The sequence below is a fragment of the Candidatus Omnitrophota bacterium genome (genome assembly GCA_028707125.1).
In the GTDB taxonomy this organism is placed as follows: Bacteria; Omnitrophota; Gorgyraeia; order Gygaellales; family JAQTUX01; genus JAQTUX01.
Window position 1 is genome coordinate 738,301 of the sequence record JAQTUX010000001.1, and the last position, 22,436, is coordinate 760,736.

At 50.5% G+C, this 22,436-nt stretch carries 21 protein-coding genes; all 21 read left to right on the plus strand.

Annotation, left to right across the window (positions count from 1 at the left end):
• The first annotated feature begins 10 nt into the window (after nucleotides 1-10).
• The 21 genes from PHR44_03715 (at nucleotide 11) to lptB (ending at nucleotide 22,431) form a co-directional block, all read left to right on the plus strand.
• Nucleotides 11-514 carry a shikimate kinase gene (locus PHR44_03715; GenBank protein ID MDD4909768.1) on the plus strand — a complete coding sequence of 168 codons (504 nt, stop codon included), beginning with the start codon at nucleotides 11-13 and terminating at the stop codon, nucleotides 512-514.
• Nucleotides 514-1,374 carry a DNA-processing protein DprA gene (gene dprA / locus PHR44_03720; protein MDD4909769.1) on the plus strand — a complete coding sequence of 287 codons (861 nt, stop codon included), beginning with the start codon at nucleotides 514-516 and terminating at the stop codon, nucleotides 1,372-1,374. Before PHR44_03715 ends, dprA begins: the two co-directional genes overlap by 1 nt.
• Nucleotides 1,340-3,337, plus strand: coding sequence for a type I DNA topoisomerase (gene topA / locus PHR44_03725; GenBank protein ID MDD4909770.1), 1,998 nt, complete (start codon nucleotides 1,340-1,342; stop codon nucleotides 3,335-3,337). The genes dprA and topA overlap by 35 nt, the downstream gene beginning before the upstream one ends.
• The gene (gene xerC, locus PHR44_03730; GenBank protein ID MDD4909771.1) at nucleotides 3,337-4,197 is read left to right on the plus strand and encodes a tyrosine recombinase XerC; all 861 of its coding nucleotides are present in this window, start codon (nucleotides 3,337-3,339) and stop codon (nucleotides 4,195-4,197) included. Before topA ends, xerC begins: the two co-directional genes overlap by 1 nt.
• A gap of 6 nt (nucleotides 4,198-4,203) precedes the next feature.
• Nucleotides 4,204-5,460, plus strand: a complete 1,257-nt coding sequence (locus PHR44_03735; GenBank protein MDD4909772.1) for a 3-deoxy-D-manno-octulosonic acid transferase — start codon at nucleotides 4,204-4,206, stop codon at nucleotides 5,458-5,460.
• A gap of 18 nt (nucleotides 5,461-5,478) precedes the next feature.
• Nucleotides 5,479-6,567, plus strand: coding sequence for a tetraacyldisaccharide 4'-kinase (gene lpxK, locus PHR44_03740; protein ID MDD4909773.1), 1,089 nt, complete (start codon nucleotides 5,479-5,481; stop codon nucleotides 6,565-6,567).
• Complete coding sequence (locus PHR44_03745) at nucleotides 6,527-8,425, plus strand: ELM1/GtrOC1 family putative glycosyltransferase (protein MDD4909774.1); 1,899 nt, start codon at nucleotides 6,527-6,529, stop codon at nucleotides 8,423-8,425. The genes lpxK and PHR44_03745 overlap by 41 nt, the downstream gene beginning before the upstream one ends.
• A 93-nt stretch (nucleotides 8,426-8,518) precedes the next feature.
• A complete protein-coding gene (locus PHR44_03750) occupies nucleotides 8,519-10,633 on the plus strand; it encodes a glycosyltransferase family 9 protein (protein ID MDD4909775.1) in 2,115 nt (704 codons plus the stop codon).
• Between the two features lie 151 nt (nucleotides 10,634-10,784).
• Nucleotides 10,785-11,648 (plus strand): SGNH/GDSL hydrolase family protein, encoded by an 864-nt coding sequence (locus PHR44_03755; GenBank protein ID MDD4909776.1) that lies wholly within the window; start codon nucleotides 10,785-10,787, stop codon nucleotides 11,646-11,648.
• 10 nt (nucleotides 11,649-11,658) lie between these two features.
• Nucleotides 11,659-12,765, plus strand: a complete 1,107-nt coding sequence (locus tag PHR44_03760) for a glycosyltransferase family 4 protein (protein MDD4909777.1) — start codon at nucleotides 11,659-11,661, stop codon at nucleotides 12,763-12,765.
• Nucleotides 12,728-13,777 carry a lipopolysaccharide heptosyltransferase II gene (waaF, locus tag PHR44_03765; GenBank protein MDD4909778.1) on the plus strand — a complete coding sequence of 350 codons (1,050 nt, stop codon included), beginning with the start codon at nucleotides 12,728-12,730 and terminating at the stop codon, nucleotides 13,775-13,777. Before PHR44_03760 ends, waaF (PHR44_03765) begins: the two co-directional genes overlap by 38 nt.
• Before the next feature lie 58 nt (nucleotides 13,778-13,835).
• A complete protein-coding gene (locus PHR44_03770) occupies nucleotides 13,836-14,807 on the plus strand; it encodes a glycosyltransferase family 9 protein (GenBank protein ID MDD4909779.1) in 972 nt (323 codons plus the stop codon).
• Nucleotides 14,779-15,837: a lipopolysaccharide heptosyltransferase II gene (gene waaF, locus PHR44_03775; protein MDD4909780.1), complete on the plus strand. Its 1,059-nt coding sequence runs from the start codon at nucleotides 14,779-14,781 to the stop codon at nucleotides 15,835-15,837. The genes PHR44_03770 and waaF (PHR44_03775) overlap by 29 nt, the downstream gene beginning before the upstream one ends.
• A 35-nt stretch (nucleotides 15,838-15,872) precedes the next feature.
• Nucleotides 15,873-16,808, plus strand: coding sequence for a hypothetical protein (locus PHR44_03780; GenBank protein ID MDD4909781.1), 936 nt, complete (start codon nucleotides 15,873-15,875; stop codon nucleotides 16,806-16,808).
• The gene (locus PHR44_03785) at nucleotides 16,805-17,836 is read left to right on the plus strand and encodes a PfkB family carbohydrate kinase (GenBank protein MDD4909782.1); all 1,032 of its coding nucleotides are present in this window, start codon (nucleotides 16,805-16,807) and stop codon (nucleotides 17,834-17,836) included. The genes PHR44_03780 and PHR44_03785 overlap by 4 nt, the downstream gene beginning before the upstream one ends.
• Entirely contained in the window at nucleotides 17,827-18,567 is a 741-nt protein-coding gene (gene kdsB, locus PHR44_03790) for a 3-deoxy-manno-octulosonate cytidylyltransferase (GenBank protein MDD4909783.1), read from the plus strand. The genes PHR44_03785 and kdsB overlap by 10 nt, the downstream gene beginning before the upstream one ends.
• Nucleotides 18,564-19,385, plus strand: a complete 822-nt coding sequence (kdsA, locus tag PHR44_03795; GenBank protein ID MDD4909784.1) for a 3-deoxy-8-phosphooctulonate synthase — start codon at nucleotides 18,564-18,566, stop codon at nucleotides 19,383-19,385. The genes kdsB and kdsA overlap by 4 nt, the downstream gene beginning before the upstream one ends.
• Nucleotides 19,376-20,335: a KpsF/GutQ family sugar-phosphate isomerase gene (locus PHR44_03800; protein ID MDD4909785.1), complete on the plus strand. Its 960-nt coding sequence runs from the start codon at nucleotides 19,376-19,378 to the stop codon at nucleotides 20,333-20,335. Before kdsA ends, PHR44_03800 begins: the two co-directional genes overlap by 10 nt.
• Before the next feature lie 3 nt (nucleotides 20,336-20,338).
• On the plus strand, nucleotides 20,339-20,860 hold the full coding sequence (locus PHR44_03805) for an HAD-IIIA family hydrolase (protein MDD4909786.1): 522 nt from the start codon (nucleotides 20,339-20,341) through the stop codon (nucleotides 20,858-20,860).
• Nucleotides 20,853-21,728 (plus strand): LPS export ABC transporter periplasmic protein LptC, encoded by an 876-nt coding sequence (lptC, locus tag PHR44_03810; GenBank protein ID MDD4909787.1) that lies wholly within the window; start codon nucleotides 20,853-20,855, stop codon nucleotides 21,726-21,728. Before PHR44_03805 ends, lptC begins: the two co-directional genes overlap by 8 nt.
• Nucleotides 21,709-22,431, plus strand: coding sequence for an LPS export ABC transporter ATP-binding protein (gene lptB / locus PHR44_03815; GenBank protein ID MDD4909788.1), 723 nt, complete (start codon nucleotides 21,709-21,711; stop codon nucleotides 22,429-22,431). Before lptC ends, lptB begins: the two co-directional genes overlap by 20 nt.
• Nucleotides 22,432-22,436: the final 5 nt, after the last annotated feature.

Consider the following 22,436-nt stretch of genomic DNA (forward strand, 5'->3'; position numbering starts at 1 on the left):
AGGAGGCAATATGGCTGATAATATATACCTGGTAGGCTTTATGGGGACCGGCAAGAGCGCTGTGGGCAGAGAGCTGGCAAAGCGGCTTAAGCGGCATTTTATTGATCTGGATGGCATCATCGAGAAAAGAGAGAAGCGGCAGATAAGCGAGATCTTTTCCAGGGAAGGAGAGCCGCATTTCAGGCAGCTGGAAAAAGAGGCGCTTCAACAGGCAGCCAGGCAAGACGGCGTTGTGGTTGCCTGCGGAGGCGGCATTGTTATGGATGACGGTAATATAAGGACTATGAAGGATAGCGGCAAGATCATCTGTCTGAGCGCCTCGGTTGAGGTAATATTAGAGAGGACTGCCGGTTACGCGCACAGGCCGCTGCTCAATGTGCCTGACCCGAACGTCAGGATCAAGGAACTATTAAAGTTACGCGCGCCTTTCTATGCCAGGGCAGATCATTCAATTGATACCTCCGGGCTTTCGGTGAAAGAGGTAGTTGAAAAGATCGAGGAATATCTAAAGTGATGACGGAAAGAGAAGCGTTAATATGGCTGCACTTAAGCGCGGATATGGGCGTTGTGAGGTTTCGCCGCCTGCTTGAGCATTTTGGCTCCGCGGCAGGGATAATCAGGGCAGGGGCGATTGCGGTAAGAGAGGTTGATTTCAGGAGAGAGATGTCCCGTTCAGAGAAGCAGGGGATCAAGATGATCACCATGCTTGATGAGGATTATCCCGCCATTCTTAAACAGATCTACGACCCGCCGCTTGTTTTGTATGTCATGGGCGATCTGCAATTCGATACAGCCGTAGGCATTGTCGGCTCAAGGCGCGCGTCCTTTTACGGCCTGTCTTCCGCGCAGCGGCTTGCCGCCGGCTTAGCGGCTTCAGGCATAACGGTAATATCGGGGCTGGCGCGCGGCGTTGACACTGCCGCGCACAGGGGCGCGCTTAGCAGTAAGGGAAATACAATAGCGGTTTTAGGCAGCGGCCTGAATAATATCTACCCGCCGGAGAACGAGGAGCTGGCTTATTCAATAGCGGGCAGCGGCGCGGTTATCTCGGAATTTCCTCTTGATACCGGGCCATTCCCTCATAATTTTCCCCGCAGGAACAGGATAATCAGCGGCCTTTCAATGGGTATTGTAGTTATTGAAGCGGCGGAGAATAGCGGGGCGCTGATCACCGCGGATTGCGCCCTGGAACAGGGCAGAGAGGTATTTGCCTTACCGGGAGAGGTCAATTCTTCCACCTCATACGGGACCAATAATTTGATAAAACAGGGGGCAAAATTGGTCACCGATGTGGAGGATATATTAGAGGAGTTAAACTTACAATCTTACGGAGGTATGAATGTCAGAGGAAAAAAAGCCGCTTGTAATAGTTGAGTCGCCCACAAAGGCAAAGACCATAGGCAAGTTTCTCGCCGGGAAATATAACATCGTTTCTTCCATGGGCCATTTGATAGACCTGCCCAAGAAAAACATCGGCATAGACATAGAAGACGGTTTCAAGCCGAGTTTTGTGGTCATGCCTTCCAGGAAGAAGGTGTTTGAAGAGATAAAGAAGGCCGTAGCCGAAAGCGATACGGTATATCTTGCCACAGACCCTGACAGGGAGGGAGAGGCGATCGGCTGGCATATCATGGAACGCATGAAGGATAAGAAGAAATTCCTCAGAGTCGCGTTCCACGAGATAACCCTTCAGGCGATAAAGAACGCCTTTTCCCATCCTGTGGACATAAATGAGGATCTGGTCAAGGCGCAGCAGGCGCGCAGGATACTGGACAGAATAGTGGGCTATCTGCTCAGCCCTTTGCTTTGGAGGAAGATCGTGCGGGGCCTGAGCGCGGGCAGGGTCCAGTCGGTCGCCTTACGGCTGATCGTGGAAAGGGAAAGGGAGATTCAGGCGTTCAAGCCGCAGGAATACTGGGATATAGAGGCGGAACTGATGAAGCAGAAAGCCGGCGCGCTTAAGCGCGGCCACAAGAGTTTCCAGGCGAAGCTGATGAAGATAGCCGGCGAGAAGGTCCAGATAAATAATGAGAAAGAGGCATACGGCATAATCAACGACCTGAAAGAAAAGTCGTTCAAGGTGGAGGATGTCCAGGATAAGGAAAAGAGGAGGAATCCCTTCGCGCCTTTTGTGACCAGCACTATGCAGCAGGACGGTTTTAACAAGCTTAAGTTCACCGCCGCCAAGACGATGATGGTAGCGCAGCAGCTCTACGAAGGCATAGAGCTCGGCGATGAAGGCCCGGTCGGCCTTATAACCTACATGAGGACCGATTCAACCAAGGTGGCGAATTCCGCCATAGGGGAGTTGAGGAATTTTATCCTTGAGAGGTTTGGCAAGGAATACCTGCCTGATGAGCCCAACGTTTATAAGGTAAAAAAGTCAGCGCAGGAGGCGCACGAGGCGGTCAGGCCGACATCAGTGTTAAGGACGCCCGATCTGGTCAAAAGCTTCCTTACGGGCGACCAGTATAAACTTTATGATCTGATCTACAAAAGGTTTGTTGCCAGTCAGATGAAACCGGCGGTCTACCTGAATACGGCGGTTGATATCACCGCGGATCAATATCAATTGGTCGCCAACGGCTCTAATGTGGTCTTTGAGGGCTTCCTTGCTATCTATAAATTAGAAGAGGAAGATGAAGAGAAAAAGAATATCCTGCCTGCTTTAGAAAAAGGCGAGCCGCTTGACCTGGTAAAACTTGACCCCGGCCAGCATTTTACCAAGCCGCCTGCCAGGTTTTCTGAAAGCTCTCTGGTAAAAGCGTTGGAAGAAAACGGCATCGGCAGGCCTTCTACCTACGCGCCGATCATACAGACGATTGTCTACAGGGATTATGTCAGGAGGCAGAAGGGCTATTTTTCCGCCACGGAACTGGGGATGAAGGTCTGCGATATGCTGGTTGAATATTTCCCCAAAGTCATGGACGTTAAATTCACGGCGTTGATGGAAGAAGAGCTGGATGATATTGAAGAAGGCAAGATAGAGCTTGCCAGGGTATTGAGTGATTTTTATGAGCCGTTCAAGCAAAGCCTGGATTTCGCGCAGGAGAACATCAAAAAGGAAATCATCACCTCCGATGAGGTATGCGGCGTATGCGGAAAGCCGATGGTGATAAAGTGGGGCAGGAGGGGAAAGTTCCTCAGCTGCTCCGGTTATCCCGACTGTAAGAGCTCAAAGTCCATAACCACGGGGATAAAATGCCCGCAGCCGGAATGCGGCGGAGAATTGATCGAGCGCCACTCAAGAAGGGGCGCCTTCTACGGCTGCAGCAATTTCCCCAAATGCAGGTATACCGCGAACAAATTACCCGAACCCGAAGATAAAGATCAATGATGCTGCGCTATATAGAAAAGTTTCTTAATTATTTGAAGATCGAAAAGAATTACTCCCAGTATACAAGCGATAATTATGAGCATGACCTGCGCGACTTTGCCGGTTTTCTGGGAGATATGGCTCTTGACAAGGTGGATTATCTTTTTCTGAGGAAGTACCTGGCTTTCCTGAAAGAGCATAATCTTGGGCAGAGGACTGTCTCACGGCGGCTCTCCTGCCTTCGTTCTTTTTTCAAATTCTTATGCCGTGAGGGGCACCTTAAGTCAAATCCCATAGTTGGCCTTCACAGCCCCAAACAGGAAAAGCATCTCCCTTTATTTTTTACGGAGGATGAGGTGTTGAAGCTTATAGGCGCCCCTGAAGGCCGCGACTGGATGGACTTCAGGGACAGGGCGATACTGGAGGTTTTTTACAGCACGGGAATGCGCGTAAGCGAACTCGTGGGCCTGCGCATAGACGACATTGATTTTATAGGCGGCATAGTCAAGGTCATGGGCAAGGGCAGGAAGGAGCGCATACTTCCCATAGGGGATAAGGCGCTGAACGCGCTGAAGGCATACCTGGAAAAAAGGGATAAAGACAGCGAGCGGGTGTTTCTTAACAAGAATAAAAGGCCGATCACCACAAGAGGGGTGCGGATGATCATAGATAACTATATTCACCGCGTATGCCGGAAGCACGGCGCCTCCCCGCATACGTTAAGGCATTCCTTTGCCACTCATCTGCTTGACAGGGGAGCTGATCTGCGCTCGGTGCAGGAGCTGCTGGGGCATGCCAATCTTTCAACCACACAGATCTACACGCACCTTACTACCGATAAATTGAAGAAGGTGTATGATAAGGCGCATCCGAGAGCGTAGAGTAGAATGTTTATATTATACGATTTATTTTTTCTGTTTTTTGCGTTGATTTACCTGCCGTATTCTCTGGCGAAGCGCAAGATCAACGCGGGTATTTTTCAGCGGATGGGGTTTTTGCGGCTGAAACAAGCCCCTGGCGCGGGGCTGATATGGCTCCACGCTGTAAGCGTGGGTGAGGTAATGGCTATCAAGGCCTTTGTCCGTGATACAGGCAGGGAATTCAGCCGGAACAAGATCGTCATCTCAACGGTAACCACAACCGGCAATAAGCTGGCGGTAAAATTATTCGGTAATAACGCGCAGATATTCTATTTGCCTTTTGACCTGAGTTTTATCATCAAGCGCGTAATAAGGCGGATCAAGCCGTGTTTATTTATCGCGGTTGAAACAGAGCTTTGGCCGAACCTTCTTTCTTATCTTAAACAAAGCGGGGTGCCGACAGCGATCGTGAACGGCCGTATTTCCGACAGGTCATTCAAAGGTTATTACCGCATGAAATTTTTATTCAAGCCGATATTAAATAAGGTAAGCTTATTCTGCGTGCGTTCTGACCAGGACGCGAGGCGGCTGGTCCAGCTGGGAGTTGATGATAAAAAAGTCAAAATAACGGGCAATATGAAGTTTGACCTGGAGATCAGCGCGCATTCTCTGGATATCGGGCTTAAAAGCGATGAGAAACTGTTCGTCTGCGGCAGCACGCATCCGCGCGAAGAGGAGATACTGCTGGGCGTTTACAGGCAGGCGCGCAGGCAGTTTCCGGATTTGAGGCTTTTAGTCGCGCCGAGGCATATAGAACGGTGCGGCGAGATAGAGGGGCTGGCCAGGAAAATGGGGTTTGACGCCTTGAGGATCTCGCGGATAAAGGCGGGCTGTCCCGCGGGCAGGAACTGCGTATTTCTTCTGGATATCATAGGCGAGTTGCCGTCATTATATAATATGGCCGATGTTGTGTTCATAGGGGGCAGTTTGATCGAGCACGGCGGCCACAATATCATTGAGCCGGCATTTTTCGGCAAGCCGATCGTGTTCGGCAGGCATATGTCCAATTTCAGGGATATTGCCGAGATGTTCCTCAAGGATGAAGCAGCGATACAGGTAAAGGATGAAGCTGGATTAGGAAACGCTCTTAAGGATATTCTGGGCAGAGAAGATGTCAGGCAAAAGTTAGGCAACAACGCCCGTTCAGTGGTTGAGAAGAACAGAGGCGCCGTAGCGCGGACAATAGAGGAGATTGGAAGGATATTGGAGTATACCCCACACTAACGTGTGGGGATGGATATTATGATAAAGCGGTATTTTTACAATTTAGCAACCGATAGTCAGAAAGGCATTATAGCCGGCATACTAAAAGTATTCCTGTTTCTGCTTTCTCTGGTCTATGGAATTATTCTACGTATTTGCCGCAGGATTGCTTTGTCAGGGGCATTCCGTCCTGCCTGCAAGGTAATAAGCATCGGCAACATCACCTGGGGCGGGACAGGAAAGACATCGTTAGTCAAACTGATCTTGCGGGTGTTAAAAGATAACGGCCGCAATCCGGCGGTCTTGATCAGAGGCTACGGACGCGAGGATAAGAACAGCCCTGTTATTGTGAAAGGCAGGCCTGAGGAATTCGGAATAAAGGGTATAGGGGATGAGGCATATATGCTGGCCGAGGATTTTCCCGATGTGCCGATATTGATAGACGCCGACCGCCGCAGGTCTGCCGCTAAGGCGGCAGGCGAAATAAAAGCGGATACTGTTGTGCTTGATGACGGGTTTCAGCATTGGAAATTAGAGCGCGATCTGGACATCGTCCTGCTCAACGCCAACGATCCTTTCGGTAACGGCCGCCTGATCCCGCGGGGCATATTAAGGGAGCCGCCTTCCTCGCTGAATCGCGCCGATATAATCTTGTTTACAAAGGCGGGAAGACAGGAAAGGGAAAAACTGGCAGCGTTGATAAGGGGCATAAACCCTTCTGCCCTGATGGCGTATTCTGACTATGTGCCTCGGTATTTTTATGATCTGGCCGATGAAAAAAGCACCTTGGAGGTGGATTCGCTGAAAGGCGAGGCGGCCTGCGTATTTTCCGGCATAGGCGATGCCGGGTCTTTTGAGAAGACAGTCAGCGAATGCGGCGTATATATAAAGCTGCATTTAAAATTCCCCGACCATCATCTTTACAGCGATAGCGATATTATAAAGATCAGGGCCGTCTGCCGCAGGAGCAGTATAAATACGGTGATCACCAGCCAGAAGGACGCGGTAAGGATAAGGGACCGCGCTTTGTTCGGCGGCCTGCGCGCGCTGGCGCTGAAAGCGGAGCTGGAGATAACACACAGCAAGGATGAATTTGTCCGGAGATTACTTTCTTTATATACTGCTTAAGTCTTTAAGCGGGGTTTTTATGCTTATGCCTGTCGGCTGCGCCATATTTACAGGCGCGCTGTTGGGCAGGCTGGGGTATTATCTTGACCGCCGCCATAGAAACGCTGCCTATAAGAATTTACGCATTGCCTTTGCCTCTTCTAAGGAGCCGGCAGAACTGCAGAGAATACTTAAGGGCTGTTTTGTGAACATCTGCCTGAGTTTCGTTGAGATGCTGCGGCTGCCCAAGGTGGATAAGCGGTATTTAGAGAGATTTGTGACCATAGAAGGCAGAGAGTATTTTGAAGAATGTTTCAGGCAGGGGAGGGGCCTGATAATTTTGGCCTCTCATTTCGGCAACTGGGAGCTGGCAATGTCCATGTGTTCGGCGTTTGGTTATCCTTTCAGCGTTATCGTACAGGAGCAGAGAAAGAGCGGCCTGTTGAATGAGCTGCTTAACGATTATAGAAAGTCAAAGGGATATAAATTGATACCCGTGGATAAGAGCGCCAGAGAGGCAATGGCCGATCTAAAGGCGGGCAGGGTGCTGGGGATCGTGGCTGACCATGGAGGCGGCAGGGAGGGCAGCATGATAGAGTTTTTTTCACGCCCGGCATCTACGCCTCAGGGCGCGGTAAAGTTAGCGCAACGGCTTAATGTTCCCATCATTATGGTTCATGTCATACGCCGGAAAGGCGCCTACCATAAAGTTGTTCTTTCTCCTCCTTTACGTCTGGCAACGGATGTGGATGAAAATCTGAGGATGATAAATAGATATATTGAGTCCTATGTGGGGAGTTTTCCGAATGAATACCTCTGGTTTTATAAGCGCTGGAAGTATTCTACGAAGCGGGACGCGCTTATTTTAAGCGATGGAAAACAAGGCCATCTGAATCAGTCAGAAGCGGTGCTGAAGGCCGCGGGAATGGGGAAGCGGCAGGTAGTCGGTAAGATCGCGAAGGTAGAATACAAGAACTTATTTATGAAATTTTTATTTTACTTTCTTGTGTTTTTATCGGGATTCGGCCGTATCTGCCGCGTTTTTATATTGAAGTCCTGCCTTAAAAAAGAATGTTACAAAGAATTGATCCATTATTACGCGGATATGGTTGTATCCTGCGGCTCATCGCTCGCGGGGGTTAACTTGCTTATCTCAAAGGAAAATGGCGCAAAGTCAGTCGCGGTTATGCGGCCGGGCGTATTCAGCCCCAGGAGGTTTGATCTGGTCATAGCGCCTAAGCATGACAGGCTCAGCGGGAAGCTTAAAAATATCGTAGTTACGGAAGGCGCGTTAAATACGATTGATGATTCCACAATTCAGGAGGCAGGAAGGGCATTGATTAATAACGCCGGTTTGAATATTCAGCCGGACAGGAAATATTTAGGCATTCTTTTGGGCGGCGACGCAAAGGATTATGGGTTGAATATAGAGGCGGCGCGCGATATCTTTAAGGCGCTAAAGTCGTTTTGCGAGAAGAATGGATGGGAGGCCCTTCTGACTACCTCGCGCAGGACATCAAAGGATATTGAGAACCTTGTAAAGGATGAATTCGCGGCGTATCCGCGCTGCCGGCTTTTGATCATTGCTAATGAGAAGAACATTGAAGGGGCTGTGCCGGGCATCCTTGCCTTGAGCAGCGCGGTGATAGTATCGCCTGAAAGTATTTCAATGATCTCCGAGGCCGCCTCAAGCGGAAAGCCCGTATTTGTCTTTGACGCGGAGAGAATAAGAGACAAGCGGCACAGGCGTTTTCTGGATAATCTCAAGGCAGGCGGGTATATCTCTGACTTCAATGTCGCCAATATCACAGAGCATAGCCCTAAGGTCTTGCGGGATTTGGAGCGTGTCCGAGGAAAGATTGTTGATTTGTTAGTATAGTCAGATTCTACACACGTAAGTGTGTAGAGCCGTGGACCCCACACTTACGTGTGGGGAATTAGGATACTACAGGCGTAAGCCTGTAGAGGACATATGAATATCTTACAGATAGTTCCGGAACTGAATGTGGGCGGGGTAGAGACAGGGACGATAGACCTTGCCAAATACCTTGTAAGGCAGGGCCATAAGGTAGTTGTGATCTCTGCCGGCGGAGAGCTTGTGGCGGGCCTTGAGGCATCCGGCGCGAAACACTATTCGTTGCCCGTTCACAGGAAGTCACTGATAAGCATCTTAAAGACAATAGGGAAGGTTGCCAGGGTGATCAGGGACGAAAATATCCGTATAGTGCATTGCCGTTCGCGCGTGCCTGCCTGGATAGGTTATTTCGCGGCGCGGATAACGGATACGATATTTATAACTACCTGCCACGGGTTCTACAGCACGCATTTCTTCAGTTCCGTGATGGGATGGGGTAAACTCATCATTGCCCCCAGCCAGGCCATAGCCCGCCATATGATCGAGGACTTCGGGGTCCTGCGGCAGCGCGTTCGTATAGTGCCGAGGAGCGTGGACCTTGAGAGGTTCAGGTTTATCCCGCCCAGGGACAGGGACTGGTCGTGCTTCAATATAGGTATCATAGGGCGGCTGAGCCCTATCAAGGGGCACATTGATTTCCTGAAGGCCGTTTCAAAGGTTTTACGCCAGCATCCGGCAATAAAGGTTTGGGTCGTCGGAGACGCCGCGCCGGGAAAGCAGCCGTATAAGGAGGAGATAGGCGTTATGGTGCGCCGGCTGGGGCTTTCTCACTGTACCGAATTCCTGGGTAACCAGAAGGACATCCCTGGCGTTCTCTCTCAGCTCAATATGCTTGTAATGGCTACGACTACACAGGAGGCATTCGGCAGGGTGATAATCGAGGCGCATGCTTCGGGCGTGCCGGTAGTGGCAACAAGGGTGGGAGGGGTGGTGGATATCGTAGATGACGGAAAGACCGGATTATTGGTCTCTCCCAATGACCCGGAAGACATGCACAGGGCAATGATGAAGATCATAAAGGATGAGAAGCTCAGGAGCAGCTTGGTATATTCCGCTTACGAGAAGGTCAAAAGGGACTTTAACGTTGAGCTTATGGTCTCAAATACGCTTAAGGTTTATGAAGAGGCGGGCAGCAAATTCAACGTTCTGATCATAAAGCTCGGGGCAGTGGGCGATATAATACTGTCTGTGCCGGCACTCAGGGCGGTCAGGAAGAATTTCAAAAAGGATAATTACAAGATCGCCTGTGTTGTGGGAAAAGAGGCGAGGGAGCTTCTGGACAGATGCCCCTATATAGATGAGTTGATCCTTTACGATTATAAGGGTAAAGACAAGGGAGTCAGGGGCCTCCTGAAGACGGGTAAACTCCTGCGTAAAAAGTATACTGATTTCGTTATAGACCTGCAGAATAACCGCACCAGCCATATTTTAAGCCGGCTTTCCATGTCTTTAAAAAGATACGGGTACGATAACGGGAAGTTCAGTTTTCTTCTTAACAGGAAGGTGAGGTGGCCGGAGAAAAGATTGTCTCCTGTTGAGCACCAGTTCAGGATACTGCGTATGCTGGGCATAGAGCTCGAGGATGACCGGCTGGAGCTTTGGCCTAAAGACGAAGACAGGCGGCGCGTGGAGGACTTTCTCGGTTCGCAATTTTTAGCCCGGCCCAAATATCTGGCAGGCATGAATATAGGCGCTTCCGGCAGATGGCAGTCAAAACAATGGCCGAAGGAATACGTGGTTAAGTTGATCGACGGCCTCTCCAACATCGGCGTGCGTTGCATACTTACCGGCCAGGAACGCCATTTGCCTGAGGCAAAGGAGCTTTACGCGATGGCCAGGGCGCAGAGCAAGCCCATAATCGCCTGCGGTAAGACCAACCTTAACGAACTGGCCTGCCTCATAGAGAAATGCGACGTGTTTATAACTCAGGATTCGGCCCCCATGCATATGGCGGCGGCGCTGGGGGTCCCTTTTGTGGCAATGTTCGGGCCAACCGATCCGGTGAAACACCTGCCTCCGGCAGAAAAATGCGTCCTGCTCAAGAAAGACCTGGCTTGTTCGCCTTGCTACAAGCCGAAATGCAAAGACGCTCTGTGCATGTCCGGCATAACCGTCAATGAGGCGCTTGAGGCGGTGGAGAAATTATTGAGAATAGAAAGCAGTCATGATTAGGAAGGCATTATTAATATTGTCGGCGGTATTAATTGGCATAGTTTGCGGACTGTTGGCATCAGAGTTACTTCTGCGTATAAATCCGGTACTCGGTTATTCTTGTGATTCATTTAAGTCAAGGGTCAATCCTTCTCCTTTTGCTAGCGGATCAGTGGCCAGATATCGCCCTTCGGACCTGCTGGGTTATGAATTGATACCAAATTCTCATCCCGATATAAACTCTTATGGGTTGATAGGCAGGGAGTATAAATTAGCCAAGGATAAAGGGGTATACCGTATACTTGTTATCGGCGATTCTATTGCTGAGCAGGGTTATGGGAGCGTGTTCTTAGAGGCCCGCTTGAATACAGACCCTCTGCTTAGCAAGAGGTACGTATTTCAGGTTTGGACGCTCGGCACTGGCAGTTACGACGTACGACGCTACGCCAGGTTCTTAGAACATAGAGGATTGGATTATAATCCCGACATGGTTATTACTTTCCTTTTTATGAATGATTTTGAACTAAATATGAATATTTATTATAAGGCCAAAAATGACGTCATTGAATATTGTTTCCCGATATCCGAGGTATCAAGGACCTATAATGTCAACCCTTTTCTTATGAAGCATTCGCATCTTTATCGGTTTATAACCCTGGGGCTTAACAAACTCTTCTTATTAAATGAAAGAAAAGCAGGCGATATGCTTATGAAGCAGGAGTCCGGGGCAGATTATTTACAGAAGATAAAGGAAATATGCTCTCAAAACCAAATTACCTTGTTGCTGACAATATTTCCTTATCTTAAGCCGCTTAGTGAGTACGATGAGTATCGCAGGGGCAATTATAGATGCCTTAACACAGCCGCAGGCGAATTAGGGTTGGATTATATAAACTTATATGACGGTTTATCGGCATATGATCTTTACAGTTTAAGGGAGGATATTAATGATGATATGCATCCTAACCTGAAAGGGCATCGGATAATTTCAGGGATTATTCATGATTATATATTGAAGAAAGGATTGATTAAATAAGCGGTCGGAAATGAAGATTCTAATACTGACAAATCATTTTAACTGCGGCGGGATCACCAGTTATATCCTTAATCTTTCAAGGGGCCTGGCTGGGCGCGGTAATAATATTTATGTCGCTTCCAGCGGAGGAGATTCTGCGGGCAGGCTGGAGGATCTGCGTATACCGCACTTTACTATTCCCATACGCACAAAATGTGAGGTGAGCCCCAGGGTATTGGCCGCGGCGCTGAAACTGGCGGGATATGCCAGGGATAACGGTATAGATATTATTCATTCCCATACGAGAGTAACGCAGGTTTTAGGGTGCCTGCTAAGCAGGCTTTCCGGGTTGCCGCATTTGTCTACCTGTCATGGCTTCTTCAGGAGGCGCCTGTCCAGAATGGTTTTTCCATGTTGGGGGATGCGGGTCATAGCCATAAGCGAAGCGGTGAAAGAGCATTTGACCGGCGATCTCGGCGTTACCCCGCAAAAGGTAAGGGTGGTATATAACGGCGTGGACGTAAAGGCGTTTAGTGATGTCAATAATACGCAGACGGCGGGAATAAAGGGCAGGTTTGGCCTGAAAGACGGCCCTGTGATCGGGATCATTGCCCGGCTTTCAGATGTTAAAGGCCACATGTATCTTATTGAAGCGATGCCGCAGGTCCTTTCGGAGTTACCCGAGGCGCAATTATTTATTGTGGGCGAAGGAAGGGAGCGGGGCAGATTGGATAAGATCATCAGTAAGTTAGGGCTGAAAGAAAAAACCGTTATCATGCCGTCGGTTGCCAATACATCTGAGGTGTTGGCCGCGATGGATGTGTTCGTGATGCCTTCTTTGCAGGAGGGTTTAGGTCTCGCGCTTATGGAGGCAATGGCAGCAGGGCTTCCCATCGCTGCTTCTAACATCGGAGGCATACCCGCTTTGATAAAAAACGCTGAAACAGGCCTGCTTGTTGAGCCAAAGGATACGGCAGGGCTGGCGCGGGCAATCACATTTTTACTTAAAAACAGAGATGAGGCGTATCTTATGGCGCATAAGGCCAGAGATTTTGTAAGGGAGAATTTTTCTCTGGAAAAGATGGCGCGGGAGACAGAGAATGTCTATAAGGAGTGCGTATCATATGCAAAACCCTAAGCGCATTTTGATCTATAACGTCAACTGGTTAGGCGATGTTTTGTTCTCTACGGCGGCGATCAGGGCGCTGCGCAGGAGCTTCCCCGACGCCTTCATCGCCAGCGTTATCCCGCCCCGCTGCAGGGAGATGCTGGAAGACAATCCGCACATAAACGAGATACTGACATTTGACGAGAAGTCGCCGCCCGCGGGTTTGTTCGGTTTGATCAAATTCATATTTTTACTGCGCGGCAGGCGGTTTGATACCTGTATTATGCTGCACCGTTCGCTGACACGCTGCCTGCTTGTGTTTCTCGCGGGCATCCCCCGAAGGGTCGGCTACAATTATAAGAAACGGAATTTTCTCCTGACCGATGTCGTAGCATTGCCCGATATGAATAATACGCACAGGGTTGACTTCTATTTGAATCTGGCAAAGGTGATCGGCGCCCGGCCGGAAAATAAGAAATTGGATTTCTATTTCAAAGAGGCGGACCGGGTTTTTGCGCGCGGGTTGCTGCGGGAGGCAGGGGTAAAAGAGGGTGATTTCTGCGTCGCGGTTAATCCCGGAGGTAACTGGGAGCCCAAAAGGTGGCCTAAAGATAATTTTTCTTCGCTTTGCGATAGATTGGTCTCTGATTTTGCCGCCAGGGTTATTGTCGTAGGCGCGGGCAAGGACAGTGGTTTAGTTAAAGAGATCACCGCTTCCATGAAGAATAAACCGCTGGATCTCGCGGGAAAACTCACGCTTAAACAATTAGGCGCTTTATTCACGTTGATGGACATCGTGGTTTCAGCTGACAGCGCGCCGCTGCATATAGCCAACGCCGTGGACGCGAGGGCGATCTGCCTTTTTGGGCCGACTTCTCCCGAGGTGACCGGGCCGTACCTGAAAGGCGATAATATCATTGTGCAGAAGGATGTTGGCTGCAAGATACCCTGCTATAATCTTAAATGTCAGGAGAACCGTTGTATGCAGGCGATCAGGGTGGATGATGTCCTGGCGGCGGTGAGGGAGATGCGGACGAAATGAGACCCCACACTTACGTGTGGGGAATGGATACTACAGACGTAAGTCTGTAGTCGCAATTATGTATAAAATACTCTTTGTTACCCTCAGCAACATCGGTGACACAATCCTGACGCTGCCGGCCCTGGATGCCTTGATCGGCCTATATCCTGAAGCAAAGATCACTGTTGTCTGCGGCCCAAGGCCAAAAGAGATATTTGAGAATAACCCCGGGATCGCGCGCCTTATTGTCTATGACAAGCATTCTTCCGTATGGGAGAAGATCCGTTTGTTCAGCGAACTGAACGCCCAGAAGTTTGATATGGTAATTGATCTAAGGAACACGATGTTCGGCATTTTGCTCAAGAGCAGCTTTCGCAGTAATCCCTTTAACAGGCCGCCTGAGGACCTGGCGCATGCCAAAGACAGGCACCTGTTCAAGATAAGGGGGTTGATTGACAGCCGGATCAGCGGGGCTAAAGAATTTGAGCGGGCGAGTTTCCATATCGGCGATAACGACAGGCGCTATATTGACGATGTCCTCGGCAGATCCGGCATCGGCTGCGCGGATAGATTTCTGGCCATCGCCCCCGGCGCGAGGAGCAGCACAAAACGCTGGGCAGCGGATAATTTCAAGAAAGTAATTGAGGCGGTAAGGCCCGGCATTCTCCCTAAGGCCGTACTTGTCGGGGATGAGGGCGATATGCCCACATGCGGCTCTATATGCTCAGGGCTGAAGGACGTTGTTAACCTTTGCGGCAGGACATCTCTGCGCCAACTTGCCGCCTTGCTCAATAAAGCATCCTTGCTTCTTACCAATGATTCCGCGACAATGCATCTGGCAAGTTACTTAAACCGCCCCATAGCGGCGATATTCGGGCCTACAGACGAAAGAAGATACGGGCCATGGTCGGATAAATGCGTGGTCTTGCGCGCTTCTCTTGCCTGCGCGCCCTGCCGGGAGGCGCAATGCCGCTATGGGACATTGGAGTGCCTTAAGTCGGTAACTCCATTTGAGGTGATCGATGCGATCAGAAAGACCATTAGAATTTAAACGCATACTTATCTGCCGCACAGACAGGATGGGCGATGTAATATTATCTACGCCCGTAATCAAGGCGCTGCGGGACTGGTATCCGTCTTCTTACATAGCCGTAATGGCCGCGCCGGAGACTTCCGCGCTGCTCAAGGGTAATCCCTATCTGGATGAATTGATCGTCCTGAATAAAAGGGGAGAGCATAAGGGCCTCAGGGGAATTTTAAGGTTGATCAGCCGGATAAAAAAGAGAAGATTTGACCTGGCCGTTATATTGCATTCAACAAACAGGGTCAATTTTGCCGTTTATTTTGCCGGCATACCTGTCAGGATCGGTTATGCCAGAAGGGCGGGATTTCTTCTTACGCGTAAGCTGCCTTATATCAAGCCGCAAGGCCGGAAGCACGAACTGGAATACTGCCTTGATGTTTTGAAATTGATCGGGATCGATTCGCGGGAGAAAGAACTGTTCGTCCCCCTTGAGCAGGATGCCGAAGGCAGAATAAGAAGGCTGCTTAGAGAAAATAACGTATGCGAGAAAGATAAATTCGTGATAATCCATCCTTCCGCCAGCTGTATTTCCAGGATCTGGCCTGAAGAGCGCTTCGCGGAGTTAGCCAACCGTCTCATAGATGAGCTGGAAGTAAAAGTCGCAGTTATATCCAACAAGGGGGATAAGCCGATAGTGGACGGTGTTGTCTCATTGATAAAACATCCTGTTTTAAATCTGGCCGGAGAATTATCGCTGGGTGAAATGGTCTCTTTATTAAGATGGGGGAGTTTATTCATCTCAAATGATTCTGGGCCGGCGCATATCGCCTCCGCGGTAGGCACCCCTGTGGTCTCCATTTTCGGCAGAAAGCAGCCGGGCTTAGGACCTTTGCGCTGGAGGCCTTTAGGCGAGAAGGTAAGGGTCCTGCAGAAAGATGTCGGCTGCATAGAATGCCTGGCGCACAACTGCGTCAAGCATTTTGCCTGTCTCAAGGCCATAACCGTGGATGACGTCTTCGCGGCGGCAAAGGAGCTGCTGAAATCTGATATACGTTGACGAAAGCGGCAAAATATGCTATTATTTAAACTCCTATGAATATAGATATCAATAAGATAAAAACATATTCGCTGACTAAGCGCAAGAGCAAGGTCAAGGTCTCTGAATTCGCCAAAGTCCTTAGAAAAGGCATAAGTTTTAAGGGCTTCTACGATTCGCTCCCTGACATTCTGAAGGCCTCCGAGCTCAGGAAGATAGTTGACGCTGTTATATCTGCCCGTCGGAAAAAGAAACCCGTGATCTTCATGTGCGGGGCGCACGTGATTAAATGCGGCCTGGGCCCTCTTTTGATCGATTTAATGAAGAGGGGCATAATCAGCTGTATTTCCTTGAACGGCGCGGGCATCATCCACGACTTTGAGCTGGCCTATTGCGGCCAGACCTCTGAAGACGTAGGCGAATCGCTGAAAAGCGGGAAATTCGGCATGTCCCGCCAGACCGCGGAATTTATCAATGCCGCGGTTAAAGAGGGCAATGGGCTGGGTATGGGCATCGGAGAGGCGGTAGGGTTGAAGATCGAGAAAGAGCGGCTGCCCAACCGGCATCTGAGCATCCTGTCCTGCGGCTACAGGCTGGATATCCCCGTTACCGTCCATGTGGCGATAGGCACGGATATAATACATCAGCATCCTTCATTTGACGGCGCGGCCTGCGGCGAGGCAAGCGCTAAAGATTTTTACCGGCTGGTTGAGGAGACCGCTAAGCTTGATAACGGCGGCGTGGTCATCAACTTCGGCTCTACGGTAGTGCTTCCGGAGGTTTTCCTGAAGGCGTTGAATCTGGCCCGTAACCTGAAGGGAAGCATCAGAAACTTTACTTCAGCAAACTTTGATATGTATTATCATTACCGGCCGGCGATGAATGTGGTCTGCCGCCCCACCGAAGGTTCGGGAAAAGGGCATTATATCTTAGGCCACCATGAGATAATGATACCGCTTTTGTACGCGGCGATCATTGAGAAGATACGATGAACATCAACAAGAACCGGATAAAAAATATCATTAACGGGTTTTCCCGGGCCAGGGTCCTTGTAGTCGGAGACCTCATCCTTGACCAGTATATTTTCGGAGAGATCGACAGGATCTCTCCGGAAGCGCCGGTGCCTGTGGTGCATGCCAAGGAGAGGCAGTATTTGCCCGGCGGCGCCTGCAACGTAGCCGCCAATATCACAAGTTTAGGCGGCTCTGCTCAACTCGTCGGGGTCATAGGCAGGGACCTGCTTGCGAAGAAGTTGTTATCCGAGATTAAGGAAAGGCGCATAGGCACGGCAGGTATTATTCAGGACGCCGCGCGGCAGACCATACTTAAAACCAGGGTATTGGGCCAGAAACAGCAGGTAGTCAGGGTGGACTGGGAAGATGAGTCCGCGATATCGGATAAGACATCAGGCAGGATGTGCGAATATATCCTTAAAAACGCGTCCAGGTTTGACGCGGTCATTATTGAGGACTACGGAAAGGGCGTCATAACAGAGAAGGCCCTCAGGACGCTGAAGAGCGCGGTCGGCGGCGGCAAGATAATAACCGTTGACCCGAAGGAAGAACATTTTGATATTTACAGGGCGTTGTCTGTGACCTGCATAACCCCTAACCGCAGGGAGGCGGAATGCGCCATAAGGTATATAAAGATAAAGGATAAAGATAACGCCCTTGATATTTACAGCGATAAACTGAGGAGCGACAACGATATTAATCTGGCAGGCGAAGAGCTAAGAAAATACTTAAGGTGTAAATCCGTGCTTATCACTCTTGGCGAGTCAGGCATGCGTTTATTTGAGACGGGAAGGGTTACCCCCATACCTACTTTCGCGCAGGAGGTTTTTGACGTATCTGGAGCAGGCGACACCGTGATCGCCGCCCTGACCCTCGCGCTTGCCTCAGGCGCCGGGCTCGCGGAGGCCGCCTTTATCGCTAACCACGCCGCCGGCATAGTCGTGGGAAAGCTGGGCGTGGCTACGACGGATAGAAAGGAACTAAGGGAGCGTTTACAATGGACGTGATCGGAGTAATACCGGCGCGGTTTGGTTCAAGCAGGTTTCAGGGCAAGGTGCTTGCCGATATATTGGGCAAGCCGATGATACAGCATGTCTGGGAGCGTTCCAAACAGGCGAAGCTGCTTGATGACCTGGTCATTGCCTGCGATGACGAAAAGGTGGCGCGGGCCGCGGAGGGGTTTGGGGCGAAGGTGGTATTTACCGCCAAGGCGCATTCCTGCGGCACAGACAGGATCGCGGAGGTGATCAATCCCATTGATGTGAACATCGTGATCAATATTCAGGGAGACGAACCGCTGGTCCATCCCGCGATGATAGATAATGTTGCCAGCGAACTCCTGGGCAATAAGGACGTATATATGGTAACGCTGATGAAGAAGATAGAGTCGGCGGATGAGGTCTCCAGCCCCAATGTCGTAAAGGTCATAACCGACAAAGACGGCTTCGCGATCTATTTTTCCCGCTCCGCCATTCCTTATCATCGTTCGGAAAGCGCGGATGAGCCGGCCCCGGTTTATTATAAACATATCGGGCTCTATGGGTACACCAAGGATTTCATCTTTACTTACAAGAATATCCCGAAGTCAAAACTGGAACTGGCGGAGAAACTGGAACAATTGAGGGTTTTGGAGCATGGGCTGCGCATTAAAGTTCTTGAAACCAGATTTGATACCGTGGGAGTGGACAGGTTTGAAGATATAGCCAAGGTAGAGCGATTGCTCAGGGAAGGGCTATGAAGACGGTAAGGGTAGGAAAGATAAAGATAGGCGCCGACAGCCCTCTGGTTTTGATCGCCGGGCCCTGTGTCATTGAATCAGAGGCAATGGCATTGTCCTGCGCGGGAAAATTAAAGTCGATCTGCGACGGGCTTAAGGTACCGTTCATATTCAAGGCCAGCTACGATAAGGCAAACCGGCTTTCAGGCAAGTCCTTTCGCGGCCCCGGCATAAAAAAAGGGCTTAATGTGCTTAAGCGCGTTAAGAAAGAGATCGGCGTTCCCGTGCTCAGCGACGTGCATTGCAGGGAAGAGGTAAAGGAGGCTGCCGGGGTATTGGACGTGATCCAGATCCCCGCGTTCCTCTGCCGCCAGACCGACCTGCTTGTTGCCGCGGCAAAGACAGGGAAGCCGGTAAACATAAAGAAGGGGCAGTTCATGGCTCCCTGGGATATAATCCCGGTGCTGCATAAAGTGGAATCACAGGGCAATAAGAACATATTGATCACCGAGCGCGGCGTGAGTTTCGGTTACAACAATTTAGTCGTTGACTTGAGGTCGCTTGCCGTTTTGAGCGAAAGCGGCTACCCGGTTATCTTTGACGCCACCCACAGCGTGCAGCTGCCCGGCGGAAGAGGCGATGCCTCTTCGGGGCAGAGGCAGTATGTTGCCGGTCTTTCGCGCGCCGCCGTTGCCTTCGGCTGTAACGGGCTGTTTTTGGAAGTCCACCCTGACCCTGATTCGGCGCTTTGCGACGCGGCCAATATGATCTCGTTGAATGAGGTCAAGCATTTACTTTCCCAGGTAATTAAAATAAACGAGGCGTTGAAATGTGCGTAAAGAGGGCAAGAGAGGTCTTGAGGATCGAGGCCGAGGCGATAAAAGGCCTTACGCCCCGGCTAAACGAAGATTTTAATAAGGCAGTGAGGACCATATACGAATGTAAGGGAATGGTCGTGCTTACCGGCATGGGCAAGGCAGGCATCATCGCCCAGAAGATCTCCGCGACGCTCGCCTCTACGGGCACGCCCAGTTTGTTCCTTCATTCCGCGGAAGCGATACACGGGGACCTGGGCAGGGTCAGGAAGGAAGATGTGGTAGTCGCCCTTTCCTATAGCGGAGAGACGCAAGAGGTAAAGCAGCTGCTCCCGATATTAAAAAAGATCGGTTCCACGCTTATATCAATTACAGGCGGCCCAAGGTCAACGCTGGCGCGCTATTCCGATGTGGTCCTGGACGTCAGCGTGAAAAGAGAGGCATGCCCTTTAGGTCTGGCGCCCACGGCCTCCACTACCGCTATGCTGGCCATGGGGGACGCGCTTAGCGTCTGCGTTCAGGAAAAGAAGGGTTTCCGCGAAGAGGATTTCGCGCTGTATCACCCCGGCGGTTCGCTGGGTAAGCGGCTTCTGCTGAAGGTCGCGGATATAATGCGCAAAGGCAGGGATAATCCGGTAGTGAAAGAAAGCGAGAAGGTTTCCAGGGTGCTGTACAAGATCACGCAGGCGCGCGCGGGCGCGGCTTCAATTGTAGGCAAAGATGGAAAACTGAGCGGCATATTTACCGACGGAGATCTGAGAAGGCATCTTGAGTCGGATATCGATATTGCCAACTGTCATATCTCTGAAGTCATGACCAGGAGGCCGGCAACGATCACAAAAGAGCGGCTGGCTGTAGAGGCGCTGAAGATATTAAAGGATAAAAAGATCGATGAGCTGCCTGTCGTAGATGAGAAAATGCGGCCTGTGGGCATGCTTGATGTGCAGGATCTGCTTAAGGCGGGATTAGTTTAGGATATGGATAATCTTACAGAAAAACTAAAGAAGGTCAAAGTCCTGCTGCTGGACGTGGACGGGGTGCTGACGGACGGCAGGATCATCTATGATTCCAAAGGCAGGGACATGAAATTTTTTGATGTCCACGACGGCATGGGCGTGCACCTGCTTAAAAAGGCGGGCATCAAGGTCGTGCTGGTGACCGCGCGCGGCTCAAAGGCGATAAGGCCGCGCGCAAAAGATATGGGGGTTGATTTTATTTTTGAGGACCTTTCGCCCAAGACATCCTGCCTGGGCAAGGTGCTTGGCCGTTTTAAAGTGGCTGCCGACGAACTTATGTTCGTAGGAGATGACCTCGTTGACCTCTGCCTGATGAAGGCGGTAGGGCTTCCTGTCGCCGTATGCAATGCCTGCCCGGAAGTCATAAATAAGGCGGCGTATATAACAAAAAAGTCAGGCGGCAGGGGAGCTGTCAGAGAGATATCCGAGCTTATCCTTAAGGCGCAGGGGAAGTGGGATGAGGTAATAGCGAAATATGTCTAAATATAATATTCTCTTCTTATTATTTTGTATTTTTATAGCGGCGAGCTCCTTTCTCGCTTCCGCTGAAGAGGAGCAGAAAGATGCGGAGCAGCAGATGGAGGAGTTCAGCATAGCCGGCTTCGGCGAACAAGGGAAGAAGACCTGGCAGCTTAACGGCAAGAACGCCGATATATATTCCAGCAACATAAAACTGACCGATATAGTCGCGGATATGTACGGTGATCAAGACGACATCACGCTTACCGCCGACCGCGGCTCTTTTGACAAGGCAAACGGCAAGATGCACCTTGAAAGCAACGTGGTGGCCACGACAAAATCCGGCGCCAAGATGACCACGGATTCGCTGGATTGGGACAGGGAGAAACAACTGGTCACCACTCCGGACAGGGTGAATGTTTACAGGGAGAATATGCACACGCAGGGCACAGGGGCAGAGGGAAAGACAGACCTCCAGACCGTGACCCTGCAGAAGGATGTTAAGGTTGAGATAGAGCCCAAGGAGGGAGAGAAGGCCCAGGGTACGGTCACCATTACCTGCGACGGAGCGCTTGAAGTCGATTACGGCAAAGAGGTCGCGGTGTTTAACGAGAACGTTAAGGCGGATGACGGGGAAAATCAGATCTACAGCGACAGGATGGACGTCCATTTCAGCATGTCGGGGGAGGTTGACCCCAAGACCGGCCAGAAAAAGGGCAGTATAAAAAAGATAGTGGCAGAGGGTAATGTGAAGATAGTAAAGGGCGAGAACGAGAGTTACGCCCAGAAAGCGGAGTATATTGCCGAGGAGAAAAGGGTCGTGCTTACCGGCAGGCCTAAACTTATGATTCTGTCTGAAGGCGGAGGGCTGGATGCATCTTTTGGAGATTAAGGGCCTGACCAAATCATACGGCGGAAGGACGGTCGTAAAGGGCGTAGACCTTTTAGTCAAGCGCGGTGAGATAGTCGGGCTGCTCGGCCCCAACGGCGCGGGCAAGACCACGACCTTCTATATGATAGTAGGGGTGATCCCGCCCGACAAGGGCAAAGTCATCTTTGACAATCATGATATAACCAGGTTCCCCATTCACAGGCGTTCGCATTTCGGCATAAGTTATTTAAGCCAGGAGGCATCCGCGTTCAGGAAACTCACGGTAGAAGAAAATATTATGGCCATACTGGAGATACTGCCGTTGGGCCCCAAAGAAAGAGAGAAACGCCTCAGAGGCCTGTTGAAGGAATTGAATATCGCCCATCTTGCCAAGTCAAAGGCCTATACCCTTTCGGGCGGCGAGAGAAGGCGGCTTGAGATCACGCGGGCGCTTGTCACCAACCCTTCCTTTATATTGCTGGATGAGCCGTTTTCAGGCATTGACCCCATCGTGGTCGCCGAAGCGCAGGAAATAATAAGGGAGCTTAAGGCCAAGGGTTTGGGCATATTATTGACTGACCATAATGTAAGGGAGACCCTTGCCATTACCGACAGGGCGTACCTGATAGCGGACGGCAAGATCCTGATCTCCGGCAGCGCCGGCGATCTGATAGATAACCCCAGGGCCAGAGAGTTATACCTGGGGGAGAAATTCAAAATGTGAAGCCA

Bases quoted from the DNA above. Each gene is read 5' to 3' on its own strand.
- PHR44_03780 (MDD4909781.1), top strand. From the start codon at position 15,873: ATGAATATAGATATCAATAAGATAAAAACATATTCGCTGACTAAGCGC.
- PHR44_03715 (MDD4909768.1), top strand. From the start codon at position 11: ATGGCTGATAATATATACCTGGTAGGCTTTATGGGGACCGGCAAGAGC.
- PHR44_03745 (MDD4909774.1), top strand. From the start codon at position 6,527: ATGAATTTGTCCGGAGATTACTTTCTTTATATACTGCTTAAGTCTTTA.
- PHR44_03770 (MDD4909779.1), top strand. From the start codon at position 13,836: ATGTATAAAATACTCTTTGTTACCCTCAGCAACATCGGTGACACAATC.
- PHR44_03760 (MDD4909777.1), top strand. From the start codon at position 11,659: ATGAAGATTCTAATACTGACAAATCATTTTAACTGCGGCGGGATCACC.
- kdsA (MDD4909784.1), top strand. From the start codon at position 18,564: ATGAAGACGGTAAGGGTAGGAAAGATAAAGATAGGCGCCGACAGCCCT.
- waaF (MDD4909780.1), top strand. From the start codon at position 14,779: ATGCGATCAGAAAGACCATTAGAATTTAAACGCATACTTATCTGCCGC.
- dprA (MDD4909769.1), top strand. From the start codon at position 514: ATGACGGAAAGAGAAGCGTTAATATGGCTGCACTTAAGCGCGGATATG.
- PHR44_03800 (MDD4909785.1), top strand. From the start codon at position 19,376: ATGTGCGTAAAGAGGGCAAGAGAGGTCTTGAGGATCGAGGCCGAGGCG.
- xerC (MDD4909771.1), top strand. From the start codon at position 3,337: ATGCTGCGCTATATAGAAAAGTTTCTTAATTATTTGAAGATCGAAAAG.
- PHR44_03785 (MDD4909782.1), top strand. From the start codon at position 16,805: ATGAACATCAACAAGAACCGGATAAAAAATATCATTAACGGGTTTTCC.
- waaF (MDD4909778.1), top strand. From the start codon at position 12,728: ATGTCTATAAGGAGTGCGTATCATATGCAAAACCCTAAGCGCATTTTG.
- PHR44_03750 (MDD4909775.1), top strand. From the start codon at position 8,519: ATGAATATCTTACAGATAGTTCCGGAACTGAATGTGGGCGGGGTAGAG.
- lpxK (MDD4909773.1), top strand. From the start codon at position 5,479: ATGATAAAGCGGTATTTTTACAATTTAGCAACCGATAGTCAGAAAGGC.
- kdsB (MDD4909783.1), top strand. From the start codon at position 17,827: ATGGACGTGATCGGAGTAATACCGGCGCGGTTTGGTTCAAGCAGGTTT.
- topA (MDD4909770.1), top strand. From the start codon at position 1,340: ATGTCAGAGGAAAAAAAGCCGCTTGTAATAGTTGAGTCGCCCACAAAG.
- lptB (MDD4909788.1), top strand. From the start codon at position 21,709: ATGCATCTTTTGGAGATTAAGGGCCTGACCAAATCATACGGCGGAAGG.
- PHR44_03735 (MDD4909772.1), top strand. From the start codon at position 4,204: ATGTTTATATTATACGATTTATTTTTTCTGTTTTTTGCGTTGATTTAC.
- PHR44_03805 (MDD4909786.1), top strand. From the start codon at position 20,339: ATGGATAATCTTACAGAAAAACTAAAGAAGGTCAAAGTCCTGCTGCTG.
- lptC (MDD4909787.1), top strand. From the start codon at position 20,853: ATGTCTAAATATAATATTCTCTTCTTATTATTTTGTATTTTTATAGCG.